At 70.9% G+C, this 22,214-nt stretch carries 23 protein-coding genes; 15 read left to right on the top strand and 8 right to left on the bottom strand.

The features are described 5' to 3' along the window. Positions 1-72 precede the first annotated feature (72 nt). Positions 73-768 carry a TerB family tellurite resistance protein gene (locus tag ABZ490_RS00695; protein WP_358982422.1) on the top strand — a complete coding sequence of 232 codons (696 nt, stop codon included), beginning with the start codon at positions 73-75 and terminating at the stop codon, positions 766-768. A gap of 103 nt (positions 769-871) precedes the next feature. Further along, the gene (locus ABZ490_RS00700) at positions 872-2,089 is read left to right on the top strand and encodes a sialidase family protein (protein WP_358982424.1); all 1,218 of its coding nucleotides are present in this window, start codon (positions 872-874) and stop codon (positions 2,087-2,089) included. 7 nt (positions 2,090-2,096) lie between these two features. Here the strand turns inward: ABZ490_RS00700 and ABZ490_RS00705 are convergent, their stop codons facing one another. Both ABZ490_RS00705 and ABZ490_RS00710 read right to left on the bottom strand, forming a co-directional pair. Then, positions 2,097-3,017, bottom strand: coding sequence for a hypothetical protein (locus tag ABZ490_RS00705; protein WP_358982426.1), 921 nt, complete (start codon positions 3,015-3,017; stop codon positions 2,097-2,099). Next, positions 3,014-3,541: a SigE family RNA polymerase sigma factor gene (locus ABZ490_RS00710; protein WP_358982428.1), complete on the bottom strand. Its 528-nt coding sequence runs from the start codon at positions 3,539-3,541 to the stop codon at positions 3,014-3,016. The genes ABZ490_RS00705 and ABZ490_RS00710 overlap by 4 nt, the downstream gene beginning before the upstream one ends. An 80-nt stretch (positions 3,542-3,621) precedes the next feature. Between ABZ490_RS00710 and ABZ490_RS00715 the strand changes: the two genes are divergently transcribed. Continuing rightward, positions 3,622-4,026 carry a protein phosphatase gene (locus tag ABZ490_RS00715; RefSeq protein WP_358982430.1) on the top strand — a complete coding sequence of 135 codons (405 nt, stop codon included), beginning with the start codon at positions 3,622-3,624 and terminating at the stop codon, positions 4,024-4,026. On the opposite strand, the gene ABZ490_RS00720 is transcribed toward ABZ490_RS00715, so the two are convergent. Next, positions 4,007-4,549, bottom strand: coding sequence for a GNAT family N-acetyltransferase (locus ABZ490_RS00720; RefSeq protein ID WP_358982432.1), 543 nt, complete (start codon positions 4,547-4,549; stop codon positions 4,007-4,009). The two genes, ABZ490_RS00715 and ABZ490_RS00720, sit on opposite strands and share 20 nt — an antisense overlap. A gap of 133 nt (positions 4,550-4,682) precedes the next feature. Here ABZ490_RS00720 and ABZ490_RS00725 point away from each other — a divergent pair, with 133 nt between their 5' ends. The 9 genes from ABZ490_RS00725 to ABZ490_RS00765 all read left to right on the top strand — a co-directional run bounded on the left by ABZ490_RS00725 (position 4,683) and on the right by ABZ490_RS00765 (position 14,400). Further along, the gene (locus ABZ490_RS00725; protein WP_358982434.1) at positions 4,683-5,456 is read left to right on the top strand and encodes an SCO2525 family SAM-dependent methyltransferase; all 774 of its coding nucleotides are present in this window, start codon (positions 4,683-4,685) and stop codon (positions 5,454-5,456) included. A 50-nt stretch (positions 5,457-5,506) separates the two neighbouring features. Continuing rightward, positions 5,507-7,369, top strand: coding sequence for an SCO2524 family protein (locus ABZ490_RS00730; RefSeq protein WP_358982436.1), 1,863 nt, complete (start codon positions 5,507-5,509; stop codon positions 7,367-7,369). Between the two features lie 3 nt (positions 7,370-7,372). Then, the gene (locus tag ABZ490_RS00735; protein WP_358982438.1) at positions 7,373-8,293 is read left to right on the top strand and encodes an SCO2523 family variant P-loop protein; all 921 of its coding nucleotides are present in this window, start codon (positions 7,373-7,375) and stop codon (positions 8,291-8,293) included. Continuing rightward, a complete protein-coding gene (locus tag ABZ490_RS00740; RefSeq protein ID WP_358982441.1) occupies positions 8,290-9,276 on the top strand; it encodes an SCO2522 family protein in 987 nt (328 codons plus the stop codon). The genes ABZ490_RS00735 and ABZ490_RS00740 overlap by 4 nt, the downstream gene beginning before the upstream one ends. Then, positions 9,276-10,244: an SCO2521 family protein gene (locus ABZ490_RS00745; RefSeq protein ID WP_358982443.1), complete on the top strand. Its 969-nt coding sequence runs from the start codon at positions 9,276-9,278 to the stop codon at positions 10,242-10,244. Before ABZ490_RS00740 ends, ABZ490_RS00745 begins: the two co-directional genes overlap by 1 nt. 30 nt (positions 10,245-10,274) lie before the next feature. Beyond that, positions 10,275-11,225 (top strand): hypothetical protein, encoded by a 951-nt coding sequence (locus tag ABZ490_RS00750; protein WP_358982445.1) that lies wholly within the window; start codon positions 10,275-10,277, stop codon positions 11,223-11,225. Positions 11,226-11,346: 121 nt separating this feature from the next. Continuing rightward, entirely contained in the window at positions 11,347-12,096 is a 750-nt protein-coding gene (recO, locus tag ABZ490_RS00755; protein ID WP_358982447.1) for a DNA repair protein RecO, read from the top strand. Between the two features lie 28 nt (positions 12,097-12,124). Continuing rightward, positions 12,125-12,964: an isoprenyl transferase gene (locus tag ABZ490_RS00760; protein WP_358982449.1), complete on the top strand. Its 840-nt coding sequence runs from the start codon at positions 12,125-12,127 to the stop codon at positions 12,962-12,964. Positions 12,965-13,053: 89 nt separating this feature from the next. Further along, positions 13,054-14,400, top strand: coding sequence for a histidine-type phosphatase (locus ABZ490_RS00765; protein WP_358982451.1), 1,347 nt, complete (start codon positions 13,054-13,056; stop codon positions 14,398-14,400). Between the two features lie 64 nt (positions 14,401-14,464). On the opposite strand, the gene ABZ490_RS00770 is transcribed toward ABZ490_RS00765, so the two are convergent. From ABZ490_RS00770 to ABZ490_RS00785, 4 genes are read right to left on the bottom strand one after another with little or no spacing between them, the layout of a single operon-like run. After that, on the bottom strand, positions 14,465-14,875 hold the full coding sequence (locus ABZ490_RS00770) for a transcriptional repressor (protein WP_358982454.1): 411 nt from the start codon (positions 14,873-14,875) through the stop codon (positions 14,465-14,467). Positions 14,876-14,934: 59 nt separating this feature from the next. Next, positions 14,935-15,837: a metal ABC transporter permease gene (locus ABZ490_RS00775; protein ID WP_358982456.1), complete on the bottom strand. Its 903-nt coding sequence runs from the start codon at positions 15,835-15,837 to the stop codon at positions 14,935-14,937. Next, positions 15,837-16,619, bottom strand: coding sequence for a metal ABC transporter ATP-binding protein (locus tag ABZ490_RS00780; protein ID WP_358982458.1), 783 nt, complete (start codon positions 16,617-16,619; stop codon positions 15,837-15,839). The genes ABZ490_RS00775 and ABZ490_RS00780 overlap by 1 nt, the downstream gene beginning before the upstream one ends. Positions 16,620-16,641: 22 nt before the next feature. Further along, positions 16,642-17,598 (bottom strand): metal ABC transporter substrate-binding protein, encoded by a 957-nt coding sequence (locus ABZ490_RS00785; RefSeq protein WP_358982460.1) that lies wholly within the window; start codon positions 17,596-17,598, stop codon positions 16,642-16,644. Between the two features lie 162 nt (positions 17,599-17,760). Here ABZ490_RS00785 and ABZ490_RS00790 point away from each other — a divergent pair, with 162 nt between their 5' ends. Continuing rightward, a complete protein-coding gene (locus tag ABZ490_RS00790; RefSeq protein ID WP_358982462.1) occupies positions 17,761-19,143 on the top strand; it encodes a glycine--tRNA ligase in 1,383 nt (460 codons plus the stop codon). A 57-nt stretch (positions 19,144-19,200) separates the two neighbouring features. On the opposite strand, the gene ABZ490_RS00795 is transcribed toward ABZ490_RS00790, so the two are convergent. Next, positions 19,201-20,313: an endonuclease/exonuclease/phosphatase family protein gene (locus ABZ490_RS00795; protein ID WP_358982464.1), complete on the bottom strand. Its 1,113-nt coding sequence runs from the start codon at positions 20,311-20,313 to the stop codon at positions 19,201-19,203. Positions 20,314-20,532: 219 nt separating this feature from the next. On the opposite strand from ABZ490_RS00795, the gene ABZ490_RS00800 reads away from it, so the two are divergent. Both ABZ490_RS00800 and ABZ490_RS00805 read left to right on the top strand, forming a co-directional pair. Then, on the top strand, positions 20,533-21,543 hold the full coding sequence (locus ABZ490_RS00800) for an aldo/keto reductase (protein ID WP_358982466.1): 1,011 nt from the start codon (positions 20,533-20,535) through the stop codon (positions 21,541-21,543). Between the two features lie 26 nt (positions 21,544-21,569). Further along, the gene (locus ABZ490_RS00805; RefSeq protein ID WP_358982468.1) at positions 21,570-22,193 is read left to right on the top strand and encodes a TetR family transcriptional regulator; all 624 of its coding nucleotides are present in this window, start codon (positions 21,570-21,572) and stop codon (positions 22,191-22,193) included. Positions 22,194-22,214 lie beyond the last annotated feature (21 nt).

Below are 22,214 nucleotides of genomic sequence, written 5' to 3' on the forward strand. Positions count from 1 at the left end.
GACTAGTCCTCCCCCCTGTGGCTAACATCACGCAGACGTGGCGATGTTGCCGCGGGGTTACGGAGGTGCGACGTGCTGCCAGGACGGGGACGAGACGGCCAGGTCACCAGGCTTGCCCGCATCCTGGGCACCCGTACCGCGTGGACACCCGTCGGGGACGGCGAGTTCTTCTGCCCCGGCTGCGGCGGCGACCGCAACTACCAGCGGCTGACCGGCCGGCGCCGGTTCACCCTCCTCGGTCTGCCCGTCCTCTCGCGCGGCGATACCGGCCCGGTCGTCGAGTGCGCGGCCTGCCAGTGCCAGTACGGCACCGACGTCCTCGACCACCCCACCACCACCCGCTTCTCCGCGATGCTCCGCGACGCCGTCCACACCGTCGCCCTCGCCGTCCTCTCCGCGGGCGGCACCTGCGCCCGCCCCTCCCTCGACACGGCCACCGACGCGGTCCGCGCGGCCGGCTTCACCGACTGCACCCGCGAACAGCTCGCCGCCCTCGTCGACGCCCTCGCCGCCGACACCGGCCGCACCTACGGCGAACCCTGCGGCGCCGGACTCGCCATAGAGCTCCACGAGGCACTCGACCCCCTCGCCCCCCACCTCGCCCCCACCGGCCGCGAGGCGATCCTCCTCCAGGGCGCCCGCATCGCCCTCGCGGACGGCCCCTACACCCCCGCCGAACGCGAGGTCCTCGCCACGGTGGGCGCGGCCCTGACGATCGACGCGGACGAGGTCACCCGCCTGCTGGATGCGGCGGGCACGCCCTCCTGACCACGCCGGGGGCGCACGAGCGGGCGCGGCTCGTCGTCGTGGCGTACGAGTCGGGGACGGTGGTGCCGGGGACGATGTGGGCAGTCCGTCCAAGGGAGCCGCGATGACCCTGCTGAGCCGTGCCCTCCTCGCCACCGCCGTGGTCCTGACCCCCCTCGGCGCCGCCGGCCCGGCCGCCGCGGGCCCGGGCAGCCGCTGCACCTCCTCCGTGCCGTACGTCTCCGGGCAGGGCGGCTACGCCTCCTACCGCATCCCCGCCGCCGTCACCACCCTCCCCCACTCTCGGCTTCGCTCGAGCGGGGGGACCCCCACCGGCACCCTGCTGGCCTTCGCCGAGGGGCGCCGGGACGGGCCCGGGGACACCGGGGACATCGACATCGTGCTGCGCCGCTCCACCGACGGCGGCTGCACCTGGGGCCCGCTGACCGTGGTGGCCGCCGGAGACGGCGACACCCGGGGCAACCCGGCGCCGGTGGTCGACCCGCGCACCGGGACCGTGGTCCTGGTGAGCTGCGCCAACCCGGGCACGGCGACCGAGGCGCAGATCATGCGCGGGGAGGCGCCGGGCCGCCGGGTGTACGTGCAGCACAGCGCGGACGACGGCCGCCGCTTCAGCCCGCCGCGGGACATCACGGACGCGGTCCGGCTGCCGTCCTGGCGCTGGTACGCCACCGGCCCCGGCCATGCCCTCGCCCTCACCCGGGGCCCGCACCGGGGCCGGCTGGTCGTCCCCGCCAACCACTCCGCCGCCCCGCCCGCCGACTCCGCCGACACCGGCCGGGAGGCCCGCTACTACGGCGGCCACGCCCTGCTCAGCGACGACGGCGGCCGCAGCTGGCGGCTGGGCTTCGTCGACGCCGACCACGACGGCACGGTCAACGCCAACGAGAGCACGGCCGCCCAGCTACCGGACGGCCGTGTCTACTTCAACGCCCGTGACCAGGGCGGCCGGGCGCCCGGCAACCGGGTGGACGCCGTCTCCGAGGACGGCGGCGAGAGCCTGCTCCACCCCTACGCCCCGCAGCCCACCCTCGCCGACGCCCCCGTCGTCCAGGGCAGCACCCTCCAACTCCGCGGCCCCGGAGCCCCGTTGCTGTTCTCCGCCCCCTCCGACCCGACCGCCCGCAGGGCCCCCGCCGTCTGGCGCAGCACGGACTCCGGGACCTCCTTCACCCGGGCGGTCACCCTCTCCGGACTCCCCGCCGCCTACTCCGACCTGGTGCCGGTGGACGCGGAGACGGTGGGGCTGCTGTACGAGACGGGGACGGCGGGACCGTACGAGACGATCGAGTTCCGCCGACTGGACGCCTCCGGCCTCTAGCGGAGCGCTAGGGGAGGGCGCGGTCGTACGTCTTGTCGGTGTCGGAGTCGTAGACCAGCTTGCCGGCCGCGTCGTAGCCCATGACGTGCGGGGCGAGCTCGACCTCCTCGGTCAGGGTGCCGTACGCGATGTACCAGCCGTGGTCCAGGACGGCCGGGTCGACGGTGCTGTCGCCGTAGGAGACGGTGACCCGGGTGACCGACGGGTCGACGTAACCGATGGCGGCCCAGCGGAACGGTAGCTTCCACTTCCCCTTGTCGATGACCGACTGCATGTACAGGTCGGCGGCGTTGGGGTCGGGCACGACCAGGCCCGCCTCCGGGGACGCGGCGTCTCCGGAGCTGATGTTGACGCCGTCGGCCTTGCCGTCCTTGACGTTGCAGATCACCCGGGATCCGGTCCGCTTGTCCTGCACCGCGACGACGTGGAAGCCGTCGCCCGGGGTGTTGGAGTCACCGGTGCTCTTCGCGGCGAGGATGATCCGGTAGCCCGACGCCTTGCCCGGCATGCCGGTGATCGACGAGACCCGCTCGGCGTCCAGGCACTTCTGGAGCCCCTCGGCGGCCTGCGTGAAGGTGATGCCGTCCAGCAGCTGCGCGTCGCTCGCCGGCCGCGCGGGACCGGAGGACGACGTCGTCGACTTCGGGCTCGCCGGGGCGCTGACCGAGGTCATCGGCGCCGCCGTGTCGGAGCCCTTCCCCCCGTTCCCGCCGGCCCAGGCGTACGCCCCCACCGGCACCACGGTCAGCGCCACCAGCGCCGCCGCGACCGCCGTCATCCGATGCCGTCGTTCCGCCATGCCCTGCCTCCTGATCGCCGGGTACGGGGCCGGTGCGGGGCGGACGATGTCCGCGTCCCGTACCAGCAGCTCCCGCAACCGCTCCTCGAAATCGTCCCCGGCCTCGTCGACGTGTCGCTCGCCGCTCACCTGGTACCTCCCTGCCCGGAGACCGCGCGGCTGGGCGCCAGTCCCGGATACGTGCGCAACTTCGCCAGCCCCTTCGACGCCTGGCTCTTGACCGTGCCGGGGGAGCAGCCGAGCACCTCGGCGACCTCCGCCTCCGACAGGTCCTCCCAGTACCGCAGGACGACCACGGCCCGCTGTTTCTTGGGCAGCTGGGCCAGCCCGGCCATGAGGGAGCCGCGCTCCTCCACCCGCCCGGTCGCCTCGTCGCGCCCCGCCAGGTCCGGCGGCGCCGCGGTCAGCGCCTCGGTGACCCGCCGTTTGCGGAACCGGTCGCTGTTGCAGCTGACCAGCATCCGCCGGACGTACGCCTCCGGGTTGTCGGTGCGCGCGATCCGCCGCCACGAGCGGTACGCCTTCGCCAGCGCGGTCTGTGTCAGATCCTCGGCGTGGTGGACGTCCCCCGTGAGCAGATACGCGGTCCGCACCAGCCGGGACCATCGCGCTCTGACGAACTCCTGGAACCGATCCTCTAGTTCGGCCTGCATCAAGCACCCTCCTCGCCCTCCAGACCACCGGCCGGGGGGAATCGGTTGCCTGTGCGGGCGGGTGAGGTTCGCATGGCGGGATGGACGAGTTGTGGGAGAAGGGTGAGCCCGGGGTGCTGGTGCTGCCGTCCGGGCGGACCGTGCGGGGGCGCGGGCTGCGGCGGGAGCCGGATCCGGCGGGGCCGGTGCCGTCGTACGGGCTCTGTCTGCTCGGGAAGGAGCCGCCGCGCATGCCCTGGGAGGCGTGCCGGGTGCGCCGGCCCGGCTTCCGGCTGCCCGCGGATCCCGTCCGACGCCCGCGCCGCGTTCGCCCGGGTGTGGCGGCGGGCGGGCGGACCGGGACGGCGCCGGCCTGTCCGGCGGTGCTGGACGGGGTACCGGCGGCCGAGGCCGTGCAGTTCGTGCGCCGGCACTACGACCGGCACGCCGTGGAGACGCCGTGGCAGAGGCGTTTCGTACGGCGGTTCACAGGGTCAGCGACATGAGCAGCCGGTCCTCGCCGGGACCGAAGTAGTCCTTGCGGGGGCCGCCGGGGTCCGGGACGAAGCCCAGGGAGAGGTAGAGGGCGACGGCCGTCTCGTTGCCGGGCTCCACGGAGAGCCAGACGGAGTGGGTGCCCTGGCCGCGCAGATGGCCGAGGATCCCCGTCATGAGCTGCCGGCCCAGGCCCTGTCCACGCAGGGCGGGGGCGATGGCGAGGCTGAGGACCCAGCTCTGCGCCTCGTGCGGAGGGCTGGCGAGCACATAGCCGTGCAACTCGCGGCCCTCCTCCACGAGGAGCAGGAAGTCGGGGAACGCGGTGAGGAGTTGGCGCAGCACGAAGAACGGGTAGGGACCGTGGGGGAAGGCCTGCTCGTCGAGGCGTGCCAGGTGCGGCAGATCGTCCTCGGTGGCCCTTCGGATCCGTAACCGCGTCTTTCCGGGTACCTGGCCGATCGTCGGGCCGATAGCCGGACCGACGGCCGGACCGGTGGCCGACCGGAAATGATCTCCGGGAAGTGGAGTCATGCCGTCCCCTTGTGAATGTCGACATATCGAATTGGGGCCTTGTGTGATTTCCGTACCTGATCTCCATCATTGGCCACGTGTATCCCCGCCTTCAAGACCCCCGCGCGTTGGTAGACTTACGGTAAGGTGAACCATGACTTCTGGAACCACCGCCGATCCAAAACTGAATGCCGACGTACGCTGGGACGACTTCGACCCGCAGGCGTACATCGGGCGCAACTACCTCCACATGCAGGCGGTGGACAAGGAGATCGTCTCCCGGGTGCGCGACCACTTCGGTGATCATTTCCGGGGGAGCGGCAGAGTCCCCTCCGGTATTGACGTCGGCGCCGGCCCCAATCTCTATCCCACGCTCGCCATGCTCCCCTGGTGCGACCGGATCACGCTCCTGGAGCGGTCCGCCCGCAATCTCGCCTACCTCGGCAGCCAGGTCGCCGAGTACGACCCGCACTGGGACCAGTTCTGGGACGTCCTGTGCGAGGACCCGGCCTATGCCGAACTCGACGTCACCCCCCGGGTCCGTTTCAAGGAAGCCGTCCAGCAGCCCGAACCCGGCAGCCTTTTCGACCTCTGCGCCGACACCCGCCGCTGGGACGTCGGCACGATGTTCTTCGTCGCCGAATCCATCACCACCTCGCTCGACGAGTTCCAGCGCGGAGTGGGCTGTTTCATGAGTGTCCTGAATCCGGGCGCGCCTTTCGCCGCCGCTTTCATGGAGCATTCCCGGGGATATCGCGTCGGTGAGGTGGATTTCCCGGCCACCCGTGAAATCGACGACGAAAAGGTGGAGAGCGCGCTCGCTCCTTTCGCCCAGGACATGAAGATGTACCACTTCGACGATCCGGGCCATCTCGTGCGCGACGGATACGAGGGAATGATTCTGGTCTGCGGCCGACGGAAAGAATGACCACGGGGCAGCTGAATCCGTAGAGACCGGCCTGTGCGAGGGGAATGGGCATGCAGATCAAGCCGAGACAGAATCTGCTCGAGGTATGGCAGGCCGTCGCCCGCCACTCCTTCGACGACGGCACCTGGGACTGGGGCGAATACGGCGGCCTCAGCAGCGTCGCCGACGCCGAGCGACTGCTCTGCCTCCTCTACCCGGCCACCGAGATCGAGCCGTTCCGCCTGGACGACCCCGACACCACCCAGCTCGACGTGGAACGGTCCCTGCGCCACGCGGGCGACTCCAGCCAGATCCCCGCGAACCTCGTCGAGATCCTCGGCGACTTCATGGAGAAGCACCGCGGCGAGGAGGGCCCCACCTTCGCGGGCGGCTACTACTTCGCGCCCGAGGACCCCGACCTCGAACTCTCCAAGGAACAGCGGGAGGTCGGCGTCGTCGACTCCTACTCCATGTCGATCACGCTGTGCCTGGCCACCCTCGGCTTCCTCAAGGTCTACCGCGGCAAGACCCGCCGCGCCTCCACCCTCGCCCGCATCGACAAGCTCCGCGAGGAGACCAGCGCCCGGCTCACCGCCGCCATGGTCAGCCTGCTGCGCTCCTTCACGGTCAACGTCGTCGACATCACCTCCGACCAGGGGCAGGCGCTCGCCCGTCTCCTCGGCCGCGGACGGCTCTCCGACCGGCAGGTCCTCGCCCGCTTCCAGGACCGCTTCAAGTCGCTGCGCGCCCTCATCACCGAGAGCGTCACCCTCGGCCTCGACGGCGACGTCACCGACGAACTCCGCAACGAGAACCGCCTCTTCGAGTGCGGCTGGGCCTGGAGCCTGGTGAAGGGCGCCCCCGAGATCGAGGTCGAACCGGCCACCGCCCAGGGCATCGGCAAACAGCCCGAGGGCGTCGCCCGCGCCGTGCCCTACCTGTACTTCACCGTCGTCGCCCTCGACGGCATCCCCGACCTGTCCTCCGAGCGCACCCTCGTCCTCGGTCTGCTCACCGCCGAACAGCAGAAGCTCGCCGACGCCCTGCGGCTGCGCTGGGAGATCACCCAGCAGTACTGGTCCGCCATCGCCCGCTTCGACGACGCCACCTGGCCGCTGGAGGAGATCCCCTGGCGCACCACGCTCCAGCAGCTGGAGTCCGAGTACTTCTCCCTCTCCGTGGCCTCCATCCTCGTCCACGACCTGGTCCGCCGACGCGCCACCGACGACGACCTCACCCGCACCGTCGCCGTGATGGAACGGCTCGCCGACCGCGGCCGCATCACCAGCCGCCCCACCCGCGAGGACCCGGCGGTCGGCCTGCACAACCCCGGCGTCACCCTGCCGCTGCTGGGCAGCGAGAAGATCGGCCCCGCCATGAAGTGGACCATGGGCGACTTCTCCGCACAGCTGCTCAAACGGACCCTGCAACTGTGCGCGCTGTCCAGGAACATCGCCTCGCAGGACCGGCTGCTGCGGCTCGCCGAGAGCATCCTCGACCACCTCTGGGCCCGCCGCATCACCGACGGCCAGGGCGTCGGCCTCTGGGACAACGTGCACGCCGTGTACCCCGAGTTCCCGGTCCGTGAAGGCCCGTTGTCCTGGAGCATCACCGAGCGCGTCACCGAGTGCATGGTCGTCGCGCGCGGCCTCTACACCCAGAACCCGATCCGCAGCACCGAGATGACCACGCTCGCCCAGGCCGCGATCAGCGAGGCCTCCCACCTCTTCGGCAAGGAGCAGCTGGAGCAGCCCGCGCCCGCCCCGAGGAGCCCCCAGGCCGAACAGGTGCGGGCCATCGAGGCCGACCTGCGGCGCGCCCGGGAACTCCTCGACAAACAGCCCGGCACCTCCCACTCCCTGGCCCTCGGCGTCCTCGCCCGGCTCTACGAACTCGACCGGGCCCGGGGCGACGCCGGCCCCCGGGGGGTGTGATCCGTGCTCGTGTTCGCCGCCTCCGACAAAGGAGGCACGGGCCGCTCCGTGACGAGCGCCAACCTCGCCTACCACCTGGCCCTCGGCGGTGACGACGTCTGCTACCTGGACTTCGACTTCGGCTCCCCGACCGCCGCGGCCGTGTTCGACCTGCCCGACGTGCTCACCGAGGCCGAGAACCGCGGGCTGCACTCGTACCTCCAGGGCAAGACCGGCAAGCCCCTGCGGGTCGACGTCTGGGCCCGCACCGAACACCCCGACCTGCGCAGCAGGCCCGGCGGCTCCGGCCGGCTCGTCCTGCTGCCCGGCGACCGCACCGGCGGGGAATTCGTCACCGACGAGGAGAACCTGCACCGCTGCGTCGATCTGATCCTCGGTCTGAAACGCGAATTCGACGTCATCATCGTCGACTTGAGCGCCGGACGCAGTTATGCGATGGACCTCGCCCTGGTCGCCACCTCGCCCCGCGGCGGACTCGGCCGGCTCAAGACCCGCTGGCTCGTCTATCACCGGTGGACCCGCCAGCATGTGATGGCCGCCGCCGAACTCGTGTACGGAAAGCAGGGAATCGTGCAGGCCGGTATAGCCATGGGGCACCGGCCGGACGCGCTCAACGGCTCGACCCGTTTCGTCCGGGCCGCCGTACCCGATCTCGAGTCGCCCCTGTGGTCCCAGGTGTCGCCCGCGCAGTACGCCTGGATGCGCAAGTGCGACAAGGAACTCGAACAACTCGCCGCGGGCCGCGGAATCGGCAAGACAAGGGTCCTGGCCTCCATTCCGCTGGAACCCGTCCTGCAATGGCAGGAACGCCTCATCACCGACGAGGACGTGCACGACCGCAGGATCGCCAACAACGAGACCTGGCAGGCCATGGGAGATCTCGCCCAGCGGGTGAGCGACGACAAGTTCTGGGGGGAGTTGTGAACCGGTCCGCGGCCGTCTTCCGGGAGACCAGCGCCGAACCGCGCACGGAATCCGTTCCGTTCTCCCATCTCTCCCTGGAATTAGGTCACTTGTACATGGAGGACTTCGTCGAGGGGCCCGCCCGGCTGCGCCGGCACTTCGCCGCCGTCCGCCCCTGGGTGGACGCCGCCCGGGCCGGACTCGGCCCGCTGGGCACCGGGCGGCGCCCCCGGATCAGCACCTGCTTCCTCATCGACGACTACTTCTCCCGGCTCTCCACCCCCGCCGAACTGATCCCGCCCCTGCTGGCCGCCGCCGCCGACGCCGGGCTCACCATCGACTACCTCGCCCGCGAGTCGGGCTGCGCCGTGGCCGACCCCGCCCACCGCGACCGGGCCGAACTCGCCGAGTCCGTCCTGCACCGGCTCGTGGAGTCGCCCCCGCCCGGCAGCAACGGCTTCCGCCCGCCCGTCAGCCGCACCGGCTGGCTCACCAACGGCCGCCGCGCCCCCGCCCGGCGCACCTCCGCCGCCCTCGACTCCACCGGCACCGTCTGGCAGCCGCCCAGCGAGACCGGCGCCCGCGGCCACTCCGTCTTCATGGACGTCGAACTCTGGGACGGCCCCGACGACGACCGCACCTGGTCCTGCGCCTTCCTCGCCTCCGTCTGGCAGCTCGTCCGCCTCGGCCTGCTGCGCGACAACGGCCGCGCCGTGCTCACCCCCACCCCCTGGGACGAGAAGGACTTCCCGGCCGAGTGGGACGCGCTGCCGCCCGTCCTGCGCCTCAACCCGCAGGCCGCGCCCTTCACGGCGTACGTCACCTGCAGCGTCCTGCCCGCCCGCTTCCTGCCCGTCGAGCACGCCGTACGCGTCATCCTCGACCAGGTCCACGTCGAGGCCGAGGCGCTCGCCCAGGTCGCCGAACGGTCCGCCGCGGAGGGCTTCGCCGTACCCGCCGGCGTGGTCGACCGCACCTCCTACGTGTTCCCGCCGGGGCTGTGATGGACGGCCTGGGCACCGCCTCGGGTCCCGTCCTCGTCTGCGGTGAGGTGCGCACCTGTCTGCTGCCCACCCGGGACGCCGTCGACGAACGGGCCGCCGTGGAACTGCTGCGGCTGCGCGCCGACGAACGCGTACGGGTCTCCCGGCACCCCAACCGGCACGCCGTCTCCCCGGACGTCCTCACCGGCGTCGACTGCCGGCTGCCCACCGCCACCGGCGCCCGCAGCCGCGCCGTCGGCACCGTCACCGCGCGGGCGGCGCTCACCGAGGGCCGGGTCCTCCAGTCCACCGCGTACTTCTCCGCACCCGCCGCAGGACCCGACCGGCGCCAGCCCTGGGGCTACTACCTGGTCCGCCCCGGCGCCCTGGTCCCGGTCGGCCGGCTGCCCGCGAAGGCCCTCACCGAAGGCTTCCTGACCGGCCACCAGCCCGGCGAACTCGACCTCGGGTCCGTCGCCGACAGCCTGCTCGCGAGGATCTCCCGGCAGCACCGGATCCTCGACCACGACACCCCGCTCACCACCGCCGACACCAGCCTGCGCTGGACGGCGGCAGCGGCGGCCGACGGCGAGGAGACCTCCCTGCGGTTCACCAAGGCCGAGGACGGGCTGCGGATCGTGGAGCTGCGACTGCCGCCCGGCACCGCGCCCACCGCCGCGGCCGGACTCTGCGAGGACCTCGCGCTGCACGACTGGCTGCTGACCACCGTCGCCGACAAACTCGACGGACTGCGCGTCGGCTCCGAGGACGGCCGTGCCGTCCTGAAGGTGCTGCGCCCCCTGGTCGACCACCTGCTCCACCTGTGGATGCCCCAGGCCCGCGTCGACGCCGCCCTGCACAACGCCTGGCGGGAACTCGAACGGACCCCGGGCTACAGCAGGCAGTGGAACGCCCTCGCCCAGCGCATCCGCGACCAGCTCGTCCTGCAGAACCTGGCCGTCCCACGACAAGCACTGCCCACAGCCTGACGCACGATCCCAACGGGGGGAGAAAGAGAGTTGAATGCACGGCATGTAACACAGAAGCTCCTGGTCACGGTGGTGGTGGGGGGAGTCGTCTACCTGCTCACCAATGTGATCTCGTCCGACGACGACGGCCCCTGGCAGCTCGTGCTGTCCGTGCTGTGCGGCGGCATCGTGCTGATCGTGCAGTTCCTGGTGTCGTTCGTGAACCAGATGCACGCCGTGAAGGGCTCCGTCGACCAGCGGTTCGCCGACATCGGCAAGGCCACCAAGCTCTTCAACGAGGTGGAGAAACTCCGCGACGACGGGGTCCCCCGGCTCGCCGAGAACGCCACCAAGGTCGTCTCCAGCGGGCCCAGGATCCTGCACGACTTCGCCAACGAGGAGATCAACCGCCTCGCCGGGGTCATGGAGGACCTCACCAGCCTCAGCGCCGAGACACCCGGCGAGAACCACGACTGGCTGATGACGCTCACCCGGTGCACCCGGCACAGCATCGACGCCATCAGCACCACCGTCGTCGACGACGGCTTCTGGTCCACCGAACCGGCGAACCGCTACCTCACCGCCCAGCACGAGGCGATCATCGAGCGGGGCATCACGGTCCGGCGGCTCTTCATCGTCAAGGAACGCGGTGAGCGCGCCGCGCTCGCCCCGATCTGCGAGGAACAGCGGGACCTGCGCATCCAGGTGCGTGTGGTGGCCCTGGACCAGCTCCAGGCCCACCACCGGCGCGGCAACATGATCGACTTCATCGTCTTCGACCAGGCCCTGTCCTACGAGATCCACCCCGACCAGCTGGGGCTGAACTCCCGGACCGCCGTGAACGCGCGGCGTGAACTGGTCCAGCCCCTGGTCCGCCGGTTCGAGCAGCTGTGGGACGCCGCCGAGGAACTCCAGCTGCCCATGAACAACCACCCCGGCCCGGACAGCCTGCGGTCCCTGACCAACAGCGGCGGACCGGGCACCGGCCCGGACGGCGCCTGACCCGGGGGAGGCACCGCACCATCGGGGGATCCCGGCGACCCGGGCACACGGCGGGGTCCCCGTAGGCGAGAATGGACGGCATGAGCCAGTTCCGCTCCCAGCGGCGCCGCGGCGGTGTGCGATGAGTCTCTTCCGGGACGACGGCATCGTCCTGCGGACCCAGAAACTCGGCGAGGCCGACCGCATCATCACGCTGCTCACCCGCGGACACGGCCGGGTCCGGGCGGTGGCCCGCGGGGTGCGGCGCACGAAGTCCAAGTTCGGCGCCCGCCTGGAGCCCTTCTCCCACGTCGACGTGCAGTTCTTCTCCCGGGGCAGCGAGCTCGTCGGACGCGGGCTGCCGCTGTGCACCCAGAGCGAGACCATCGCACCGTACGGCGGCGGCATCGTGACCGACTACGCCCGCTACACCGCCGGGACGGCCATGCTGGAGACCGCCGAGCGGTTCACCGACCACGAGGGCGAACCGGCCGTCCAGCAGTACCTGCTGCTGGTGGGGGCGCTCAGGACCCTGGCCCGCGGCGAGCACGCCCCGCACCTCGTCCTCGACGCGTTCCTGCTGCGCTCCCTCGCCGTCAACGGCTACGCGCCCAGCTTCGAAGCCTGCGCGAAATGCGGCCTGCCCGGCCCGAACCGCTTCTTCTCGGTCGCCTCGGGCGGCAGCGTCTGCGTGGACTGCCGGGTGCCCGGCAGCGTCGTACCGTCGCCGCAGACCCTGGTACTCCTGGGCGCGCTGCTTACGGGAGACTGGGAGACGGCGGACTCGGCGGAGGCCCGGTACGTCAGGGAGGGCAGCGGGCTGGTGTCCGCGTATCTCCATTGGCACCTGGAGCGCGGGCTGCGCTCGCTCAGGTACGTAGAGAAAAGCTAGAGAGAAGCCAGAGGGAGACGAGAGGCACATGGTTGTACGCGGGTTCCTGGGGCGACAGCGCAAGGAGTACAGGGCGCCGGAGCCGCACCCGTCCGGCGCCCGCGCGCCGAAGCTCCCCGGCGAGCTGGTCCCCGAACATGTGGCGATCGTCATGGACGGCAACGGCCGCTGGGCCAAGGAGCGCGGACTGCCCCGCACCGAGGGCCACAAGGTCGGCGCCGAACGCGTCCTCGACGTCCTCCAGGGCGGTGTGGAGATCGGTGTGCGGAACATCTCCCTGTACGCCTTCTCCACCGAGAACTGGAAGCGCTCGCCCGACGAGGTCCGCTTCCTGATGAACTTCAACCGCGACTTCATCCGCAAGACCCGCGACCAGCTCGACGCGCTCGGCATCCGGGTGCGCTGGGTGGGCCGGATGCCCCGGATGTGGAAGTCGGTCGCCAAGGAGCTCCAGGTCGCCCAGGAGCAGACCAAGGGCAACGACCGCCTCACCCTGTACTTCTGCATGAACTACGGCGGCCGCGCCGAGATCGCCGACGCCGCGAAGGCCATGGCGGAGGACGTGAAGGCGGGCCGCCTCGACCCCTCCAAGGTCAACGAGAAGACGCTCCAGAAGTACATGTACTACCCCGACATGCCGGACGTGGACCTGTTCCTGCGCCCCAGCGGCGAGCAGCGCACCTCCAACTACCTGATCTGGCAGAGCGCGTACGCCGAGATGGTCTTCCAGGACGTGCTGTGGCCGGACTTCGACCGCCGTGACCTGTGGCGGGCGTGCGTGGAGTTCGCCTCCCGGGACCGCCGTTTCGGCGGCGCGATCCCGAACGAGGAACTCTTGGCCATGGAAGGCACAACCGAAGACCAGTAGGCCACTTCACAGCCGCCGGGCGTTCATCCGCCCCGTCGACGCTGCGGGAGATCACCTCCGGATCTCCCGCTCGTCGAAACGGCCCGCCCATGCATCGCGTCACCCCCGCCCTCGCCACCGCCCTCGGCGCCCTGGTGCTCACCGCGCTCCCCGCGCACGCCTCCGGTGCCGCCCCGCACCTGGCGCACCGCGACAGCTACGGCACCAAGGCCACGTACGAGCCCGAGCAGAGCGCGCACACCTACCAGAAGCCCCCGTCCGGCTTCACCCCCGTCTTCACGGAGAACGTCTCCCGGCACGGCTCCCGCTCCGCCACCGACGGCGAGGACGCCGACCTGATCCTCGCCCTCTGGGACAAGGCCGAGGTCGCGGGTGAACTCACCGGCAAGGGCGAGGAGTTCGGCCCGAAGGTGCGGGCCCTCCAGGCCGCCATGGCGAAGATCGGCTACGGCAACCTCAGCGGCCTCGGCAAGGAGGAGATCCAGGACACGGCCGTCCGCATGGCGCAGCGCCTGCCGTCCCTCTTCACCGACATCGCGAAGAACGGCGAGAAGATCGACGTCGTCAGCTCGGGCCAGGGCCGTGCCGTCGACAGCGCCAACCTCTACGCGGGCGCCCTCGCCACGACCGACCCCGACCTCACGCCCCTCATCGGCGCGACCCGCACCGACAAGGACCTGCTCTACTTCCACAAGGCGGCCGGGGGCGCGGCGTACCGCGACTACCTGGCCAACGACCAGCGTCTCGCGAGCACCCTCGCGTCCCTCACCGACCAGCCCAGGACCCACCAGGCCGCCCACGGCGTCCTGCGCCGCCTCTTCACGGCCCCCTTCGTCGACGCGCTGGCCCCCGCCGACCAGGTCGCCGCCGCGACGGCCGTCTACAACCTCTACGCCATCGCCCCCGCGATGTCCGAGGAGTCCCCGGACGGCGAGGGCTGGGGAATGAACCGGTACATGTCGGTCTCCGACGCGGCCTGGTTCGGCTACCTCGGCGATGCCGAGGACTTCTACGAGAAGGGCCCGGGCTTCGCCGACAGCGACATCACCTACAGGATGGCCGGCGTCCTGCTCGACGACTTCTTCCAGCAGGTGGAAGCCAAGAAGTCCGGTACCAGCACCCTCGGCGCCGAACTCCGCTTCACCCACGCCGAGGAGATCATCCCCCTGGCCGCCCTGATGGGCCTCCCCGGCAGCACCGCCCCGGTCACCGCCGACCACCCCTACACCTACGCCACCAACCCCTGGCGCGGCGCGGACGTGGCCCCCCTCGCCTCCAACATCCAGTGGGACGTCTTCAAGAAGGGCGACGACTACCTGGTCCGCATGCTCTACAACGAGAAGGAGACGGCCTTCAAGCAGGGCTGCACCCCGATCAAGAAGGGCAGCAAGTTCTACGACCTGACCGAGTTGGAGCACTGCTTCAACCGCGTCTGATCAGCGCGCCCTTCAGGGGCGCGGGGAACTGCGCGATCTGCCACAACGCACCCGCAGCCGACGCTCAACCGGCAGCGCACTCCGCACAAGTCCCGAAGATCTCCACGGTATGGGCCACATTCACAAACCCGTGCTCCGCCGCGATCGCCTCCGCCCACTTCTCCACCGCCGGCCCCTCCACCTCCACCGCCTTGCCGCAGCTGCGGCAGACGAGGTGGTGGTGATGGTCGCCGGTGGAGCAGCGGCGGTACACGGACTCGCCGTCGGAGGTACGCAGGACGTCCACCTCGCCGGCGTCGGCGAGGGACTGGAGGGTGCGGTACACGGTGGTCAGGCCGACGGAGTCGCCCTTGTGCTTGAGCATGTCGTGGAGTTCCTGCGCGCTGCGGAACTCGTCGACCTCGTCCAGTGCCGCCGCGACGGCGGCGCGCTGCCGGGTGGCACGGCCCTTCACGGGCGGTCCAGCGGTCGTCACCGTTGCCTCCTCACGTCTGCGGCTTGCCGGGCCATTGTGCCAGCCCGGCCTGTGCCGAGTCAGACACCGACCCCGTCGCCCGCCCCCCGCGTGGCCGGAATCGTGCACTCCGCCGGGTCTCCGGCGGGGTGGGCGGCGGCTGCCGCGCGGGCGCGGCGGCGGGCCAGCGGGGCGGCCAGCGCGCCGAGCGTGAGGAACGCGGCGATGGTCAGCAGCACGATCGTCGCGCCGGGCGGGACGTCCTGGTAGTACGAGGTGACCGTGCCGCCGATGGTCACGCTCACGCCGATCGCCACGGCGATCGCGAAGGTCGCGGCGAAGCTGCGGCTGAGCTGCTGGGCGGCGGCGACCGGGACCACCATCAGGGCGGACACCAGCAGCAGGCCGACGACCCGCATGGCGACCGTCACCGTCACCGCCGCCGTGACCGCCGTCAGCAGGTTCAGGGCGCGCACCGGGAGGCCGGTGACACGGGCGAACTCCTCGTCCTGGCTGACCGCGAACAGCTGGCGGCGCAGACCGACGGTGACCAGGACGACGAACGCGGCCAGCAGGCAGATCGACGTGACGTCGGAGTCGGACACCGTCGACAGGGAGCCGAAGAGGTACGAGGTGAGGTTGGCGTTGGAGCCGCCCGGTGCGAGGTTGATGAACATCACCCCGCCGGCCATACCGCCGTAGAAGAGCATGGCGAGGGCGATGTCGCCGCGGGTGCGGCCGTACCAGCGGATGAGTTCCATCAGCACCGCGCCGAGGACGGAGACCGCGGTCGCCATCCAGACCGGGGAGGTGGAGAGCAGGAAGCCGAGGCCGACGCCGGTCATCGCGACATGGCCGATGCCGTCGCCCATCAGGGCCTGGCGGCGCTGGACGAGGTAGATGCCGACGGCGGGGGCGGTGATGCCGACCAGGACGGCGGCGAGCAGCGCCCGCTGCATGAAGGCGTAGTCGAGGAAGTCCATCAGCTCAGCAGTCCTGTGCGCATCGGTTCGGCACCCGCCGGGGCGTGCGGGTGGACGTGGTCGTGGCCGGGCAGGGCATGCTGGCCGACGGCCTTGGGCGGCGGGCCGTCGTGCTGCACACATCCGTCGCGCAGGACGACCGCCCGGTCGATCAGGGGCTCCAGGGGGCCCAGTTCGTGCAGCACGAGCAGGACCGTCGTACCGGCCGCGACCTGGCTCTTCAGGGTCTGCGCCAGGACCTCCTGGCTGGCCAGGTCCACGCCCGCCATCGGCTCGTCCATGATGAGCAGCTCGGGCTCCGAGGCGAGGGCGCGGGCGATCAGGACGCGCTGGTGCTGGCCGCCGGAGAGCGCGTCGACGTTGTCCTTGGCCCGGTCCGCCATGCCGACGAGGTCCAGGGCGTGCCGTACGGCCTCCCGGTCGGCCTTGCGGAAGACGCCGAAGCGGGTGCGCGAGAGGCGGCCGGAGGAGACGACCTCGGTGACGGTGGCGGGGACGCCGCCGGCGGCCGTGGTGCGCTGGGGGACGTAACCGATGCGCGCCCAGTCCCGGAACCGCGGGCGCGGGGTGCCGAACAGCTCGATCCCGCCGGAGGTCACGGGCACCTGGCCGATGAGGGTCCGCACGGCGGTGGACTTGCCGGAGCCGTTGGCGCCGAGCAGCGCGACGACCTCACCGCGGTGCACGGTGAGGTCGATGCCCCGCAGGACCGGGCGCGAGCCCAGGTCGGCGCGGACCCCGCGCAGGGAGATGACGGGCTCCGTCATACCGCTTTCGGTCATGCCGCTTTCTCCGATCGGCTGGTCACTTGGCTCCCAGGGCCTTCTGCAGCGCCTCGAGGTTCGCCTGCTGGACCGAGAAGTAGTCCTTGCCGCGGGACTTGTCCGTGATGCCCTCGATCGGGTCGAGGACGTCCGTGGTCAGTCCGGCGTCGGAGGCGATGGTCTTCGCGGTCTTGTCGCTGACGAGCGTCTCGTAGAACACGGTGGTGACGCCGTCGGCCTTCGCCATCTTCTCAAGCTCCTTCACGCGCGCCGCGCTGGGCTCCGACTCGGGGTCGAGGCCGTTGATGGCCTCCTCGGTCAGGCCGTAGCGCTCGGCGAGGTAGCCGAAGGCGGCGTGGGTGGTGACGAAGACCTTGGTCCTCGTGTCGGCGAGCCCGGTCCTGAACTCGGTGTTCAGGGCGTCGAGCTTCTTCACCAGGGCCGCGGTGTTGGCCTTGTAGTCGGCCGCGTGGTCCGGGTCGGCCTTCTCGAAGGCCTTGCCGACGCCCTCGGCGACCTGGGCGTAGCGCACCGGGTCGAGCCAGATGTGGGGGTCGAGGCCGGACAGCTCCTCGTTCTCGTGGTCGTCGTGCTCGGCCGCGTGGCCGCCGACCTCGTTGCCGTGCTTCTCCAGGGAGGTCAGGGCAGCGGCGTCGATCTTGGTCTTGACCTCGGACTGGGCCACCGCGTCGTCGACGGAGGGCTGGAGGTTCTTGAGGTAGAGCACCGCGTCGGACTCCTGGAGCTGCGCGGTCTGCTGGGCGCTGATCTCCAGGTCGTGCGGTTCCTGGCCGGGCTGGGTGAGACTGGTGACGTGGACGTGGTCGCCGCCTATCCGCTCGGCGAGGAAGGCCATCGGGTAGAACGACGCGACGACGTCGAACTTGTCCGTGTTGCCGGCGGCACTGGCCCCCGAGCAGGCGGTGAGGGTGCCGAGCCCGAGGGCGGCGGTGGCCGCCATGGCTATGCCGGATATGCGCTGACGCCGTACGTTCATGACAGTCATTTTCAACAAATATGGAAACCGTTGTCAACAAGCCCGGCGGTGAGCGCTGGGTAAGGGAACCGATTTGATTCAGGGGGAGCCCCCGCCGGTACCCTGAACCATTCGCTGGAAGCATCTCGCTTCGTCGCCCGTCGTCGTTATGAAGAGAGCACCGTGGCCGCCGACAAGATCGACACCATCGTCAGCCTGAGCAAGCGCCGTGGCTTTGTATTCCCCTGCAGTGAGATCTACGGCGGCCAGCGTGCCGCCTGGGACTACGGACCGCTGGGTGTCGAGCTCAAGGAGAACCTGAAGCGCCAGTGGTGGCGCTACATGGTGACGTCGCGCGAGGACGTGGTCGGTATCGACTCGTCCGTCATCCTGGCCCCCGAGGTCTGGGTCGCCTCCGGTCACGTCGCCACCTTCTCCGACCCGCTGACCGAGTGCACCTCCTGCCACAAGCGGTTCCGTGCGGACCACCTGGAGGAGGCCTACGAGGCCAAGCACGGCCGTCCCCCGGCGAACGGCCTGGCCGACATCAACTGCACCCACTGCGGTACGAAGGGCCAGTTCACCGAGCCCAAGCAGTTCTCGGGTCTGCTCTCCACCCACCTCGGCCCGACGCAGGACACCGGCTCCGTCGCCTACCTGCGCCCCGAGACCGCCCAGGGCATCTTCACCAACTTCTCCCTCGTGCAGACCACCTCGCGCCGCAAGCCGCCGTTCGGCATCGCGCAGATGGGCAAGTCCTTCCGCAACGAGATCACGCCCGGCAACTTCATCTTCCGCACCCGCGAGTTCGAGCAGATGGAGATGGAGTTCTTCGTCAAGCCGGGCGAGGACGAGACGTGGCAGGAGTACTGGATGGAGCAGCGCTGGAACTGGTACACCGGCCTGGGCCTGCGCGAGGAGAACATGCGGTGGTACGAGCACCCGAAGGAGAAGCTCTCCCACTACTCCAAGCGCACCGCTGACATCGAGTACCGCTTCCAGTTCGGCGGCAACGAGTGGGGCGAGCTGGAGGGTGTCGCCAACCGCACCGACTACGACCTCACGGCCCACTCCAAGGCCTCCGGCCAGGACCTCGCCTTCTACGACCAGGAGGCCCAGGAGCGCTGGACGCCGTACGTCATCGAGCCCGCGGCCGGTGTCGGCCGCGCGATGCTGGCGTTCCTGCTCGACGCCTACGTCGAGGACGAGGCCCCCAACGCCAAGGGCAAGCTGGAGAAGCGCACGGTCCTGCGCCTCGACCACCGTCTGGCCCCGGTGAAGGTCGCGGTCCTGCCGCTGTCCCGCAACCCGGAGCTGTCCCCGAAGGCCAAGGGCCTCGCCGCCGCGCTGCGCCAGCACTGGAACATCGAGTTCGACGACGCGGGCGCGATCGGCCGCCGCTACCGCCGCCAGGACGAGATCGGCACGCCGTACTGCGTCACGGTCGACTTCGACACCCTCGACGACAACGCCGTCACGGTGCGCGAGCGCGACTCGATGAAGCAGGAGCGCGTCTCCCTCGACCAGATCGAGGGCTACCTGGCGGGCCGTCTGATCGGCGCCTGACCCAGGATCCTCACCGGTGCCGGGTCCCTGTTCCCAGGGGCCCGGCACCGTGCTGTCTCAGAGGTCCAGGTCCACGTACAGGGCCGCGTGGTCCGAGGCCGACTCGAGCTTCGACTTCACCGTGTCGAAGGACTTGATGCCCTCCGCGAAGATTCCGCGGGTCTCCAGGCCGACATGCTGCACCTCGGGCCACAGCGACGGCGGCAGCAGGATGTAGTCGAGCTTGTCGTCGGTGGTGCGGCAGTCCCCGTGGGTGCCGGGCAGTCCGCGATAGGCGGGGTGGCTCATCACGTCCCGCAGGCCCGTCTCCCCCAGCTCCACGGCCGGCGCGCTGTCGGGGTCGTCGTTGAAGTCCCCGGCGACCACGACGTGCGGGGTGCGCTCCGACGCGGCACGGTAGATCTCCGCGACCCGCCGCGCCTGGGCCAGCCGCAGGTCCGGGTCGTCGTGGAACTTGCTCTTGAGGTGGTTGCCGAGGATCACGAGCGGCGTTCCGTCGAGCTCGATCTCGAACTCGGGGCAGTCCCGGCTGAAGAGGCGCTCGTCGGGGCGGTCCTGGCGGGTGTCGAAGACATGGGTCCGGACCGAGGTGATCGGGTGCCGGCTGAAGATCCCGACGTCGATGCCCCGGGGGTCGTTGCCGTCGACGAGCAGGTTGTACGGGTACGGCCGCCTGCCCAGTGCCCCTTGCAGGACCTGCGTGTCGAAACGCTCCAGGGCGAGCCGGTCCTCCACCTCCACGGTCAGCAGGATGTCCGCGTCGACCTCCGATACCACTCGGCCGGTGTTGCGCACCACGTCCAGATCGAGGTCGTCCTGGGACAGCTCCGCCCAGCCGGTCCACGCGGCACGGCCCTTGGCGGTGACCTCGACGCGGGTGCTCTCGCCCGACCCGGTCGTCTTGAACAGTCCGGAGCCCTTGCCCGGGCGGGACTGGTTGACGAAGATCGGCGGCGGGTCCTCGGGGTTGATCTCGTACGCCCGGTGCTTCTCGATGAGCCGGGCGATCTCCCCCTTGTCCGCGGGCTGGTACACCGGCAGATCGAGGAGTGCGACCAGCTTGGCGAAGTCGCTGACGATCTCGTCGCGCTCGGCCGCCTTCTCGAGACGGAAGGCCGTGGGCCGACGGAACAGGTTCTCCATGTTGAACGTGGCGATACGGATGCTCATGGCAGGCCTCCACGGCGGCGCGCAAGGGCCGCTCGGCCGGTGGCAGGCGCCGCCTGGGTGACTGCGCACCGACATGTCCCATTGTCCTCGCCGTGCGCGGCACGTCGACCGGACGGGTCCCGGCCGCCCGCCGGTCCTGTCGTGCCGTGTCGTGTCGCGTCGACAAGTATGGACTGACAGATATTGAAATCTGTCAGTGGGGATGTCAGGCTGGACCGCATGACGATCCCCACCCGCCCCCTCGGCAGCACCGGCCCCCGTGTCTCCGCCCTCGGCCTCGGCTGCATGGGCATGACCGCCCTGTACGGCGAAGCCGACCGCGCCGAGTCCCTCGCCACGATCCACGCCGCGCTGGAGGCCGGCGTCACCCTGCTCGACACCGGCGACTTCTACGGCATGGGCAGCAACGAACTCCTCATCGCCGAGGCCCTGCGCACCGCGCCCGCCGCCCGCCGCGAACAAGCCCTGCTCAGCGTGAAGTTCGGCGCCCTGCGCGGCCCGGACGGCTCCTGGCTCGGCTACGACGGCCGGCCCGCCGCCGTGAAGAACTTCGCCGCCTACTCCCTCCAGCGCCTCGGCGTCGACCACCTCGACGTCTACCGCATCGCCCGCCTCGACCCCGACGTCCCGATCGAGGAGACCGTCGGCGCCCTCGCCGAGCTCGTCCAGCAGGGGTACGTCCGCCACATCGGCCTCAGCGAGGTCGGCGCCGAGACCATCCGCCGGGCCGCCGCGACCGCCCCGATCGCCGACCTCCAGATCGAGTACTCGCTGATCTCCCGCGGCATCGAGCGCTCGATCCTGCCCGTCACCCGCGAACTGGGCATCTCCGTCACCGCGTACGGCGTCCTCGGCCGGGGCCTGATCTCCGGGCACTTCACGGCCGAACGGCAGCTCACCGCAGGCGACTTCCGGGCCTTCTCGCCCCGCTTCCAGGGCGAGAACCTCCGGCACAACCTGACCCTCGTCGAGGCCCTGCGCGAGATCGCCGACCGCAAGGGCATCTCCGTCGCCCAGACCGTGATCGCCTGGGTGCTCGCCCAGGGCGAGGACATCGTCCCGCTGATCGGCGCCCGCAGCCGGGAGCGCCTCACGGAGTCGCTGGGCGCCCTGGACGTCGTACTCGACAAGGCGGACCTCGACGCGATCGAGGAGGCCGTGCCCGCCGACGCGGCGGCCGGCGGACGCTATGCGCAGGCGGCGATGGAACACCTCGACAGCGAACGCTGACCTCCCTGCCCGGTACCGTCTGAACCATGGCTCCGCCGCAGACCTCCGAGATCCTGACCCCCGAGCGCATCCTCGAAGCGACCGAGGAGGTGCTGCGGCGCCACGGCCCGGCCAAGGCCACCGTGGTCGACGTGGCCCGCGCGCTCGGGGTCAGCCACGGCAGCGTCTACCGGCACTTCCGCACCAAGGCGGCCCTGCGCGAGGCGGTCACCAAACGGTGGCTGGACCGCACCTCCGAGGCCCTCGCGGGCATCGCCGCCGACGAGACGCGCGCCCCGCGGGCCCGGCTGCGCGCCTGGCTCACCGCCCTCTTCGAGGCCAAGCGGCGCAAGGCGGGCGACGACCCCGAGCTGTTCGCCACCTATCTGGTGCTGACCAAGGAGAGCGGCGAGGTCGTCCGCGAGCACATCGCCGACCTCACCGGCCAGCTCGGGACCATCATCACGGCGGGCGTCGCGGCCGGCGCCTTCGCCGTCCCCGACCCGGCCACCGCCGCCCGCGCCGTCTTCCACGCCACCGCCCGCTTCCACGACCCCGACTACCTCACCGTGTGGGAGCGGCCCGAGGCACAGGGCGACTTCGAGGCGCTGGTGGACCTGCTGGTGAGGGGCCTGGGCACCGGACAGGCGGCGGACATCCCGGCGGACTAGAGTGTGCGGCCGACCACGCGC

The sequence above is a fragment of the Streptomyces sp. NPDC005811 genome, from assembly GCF_040630405.1.
Lineage (GTDB): Bacteria > Actinomycetota > Actinomycetes > Streptomycetales > Streptomycetaceae > Streptomyces.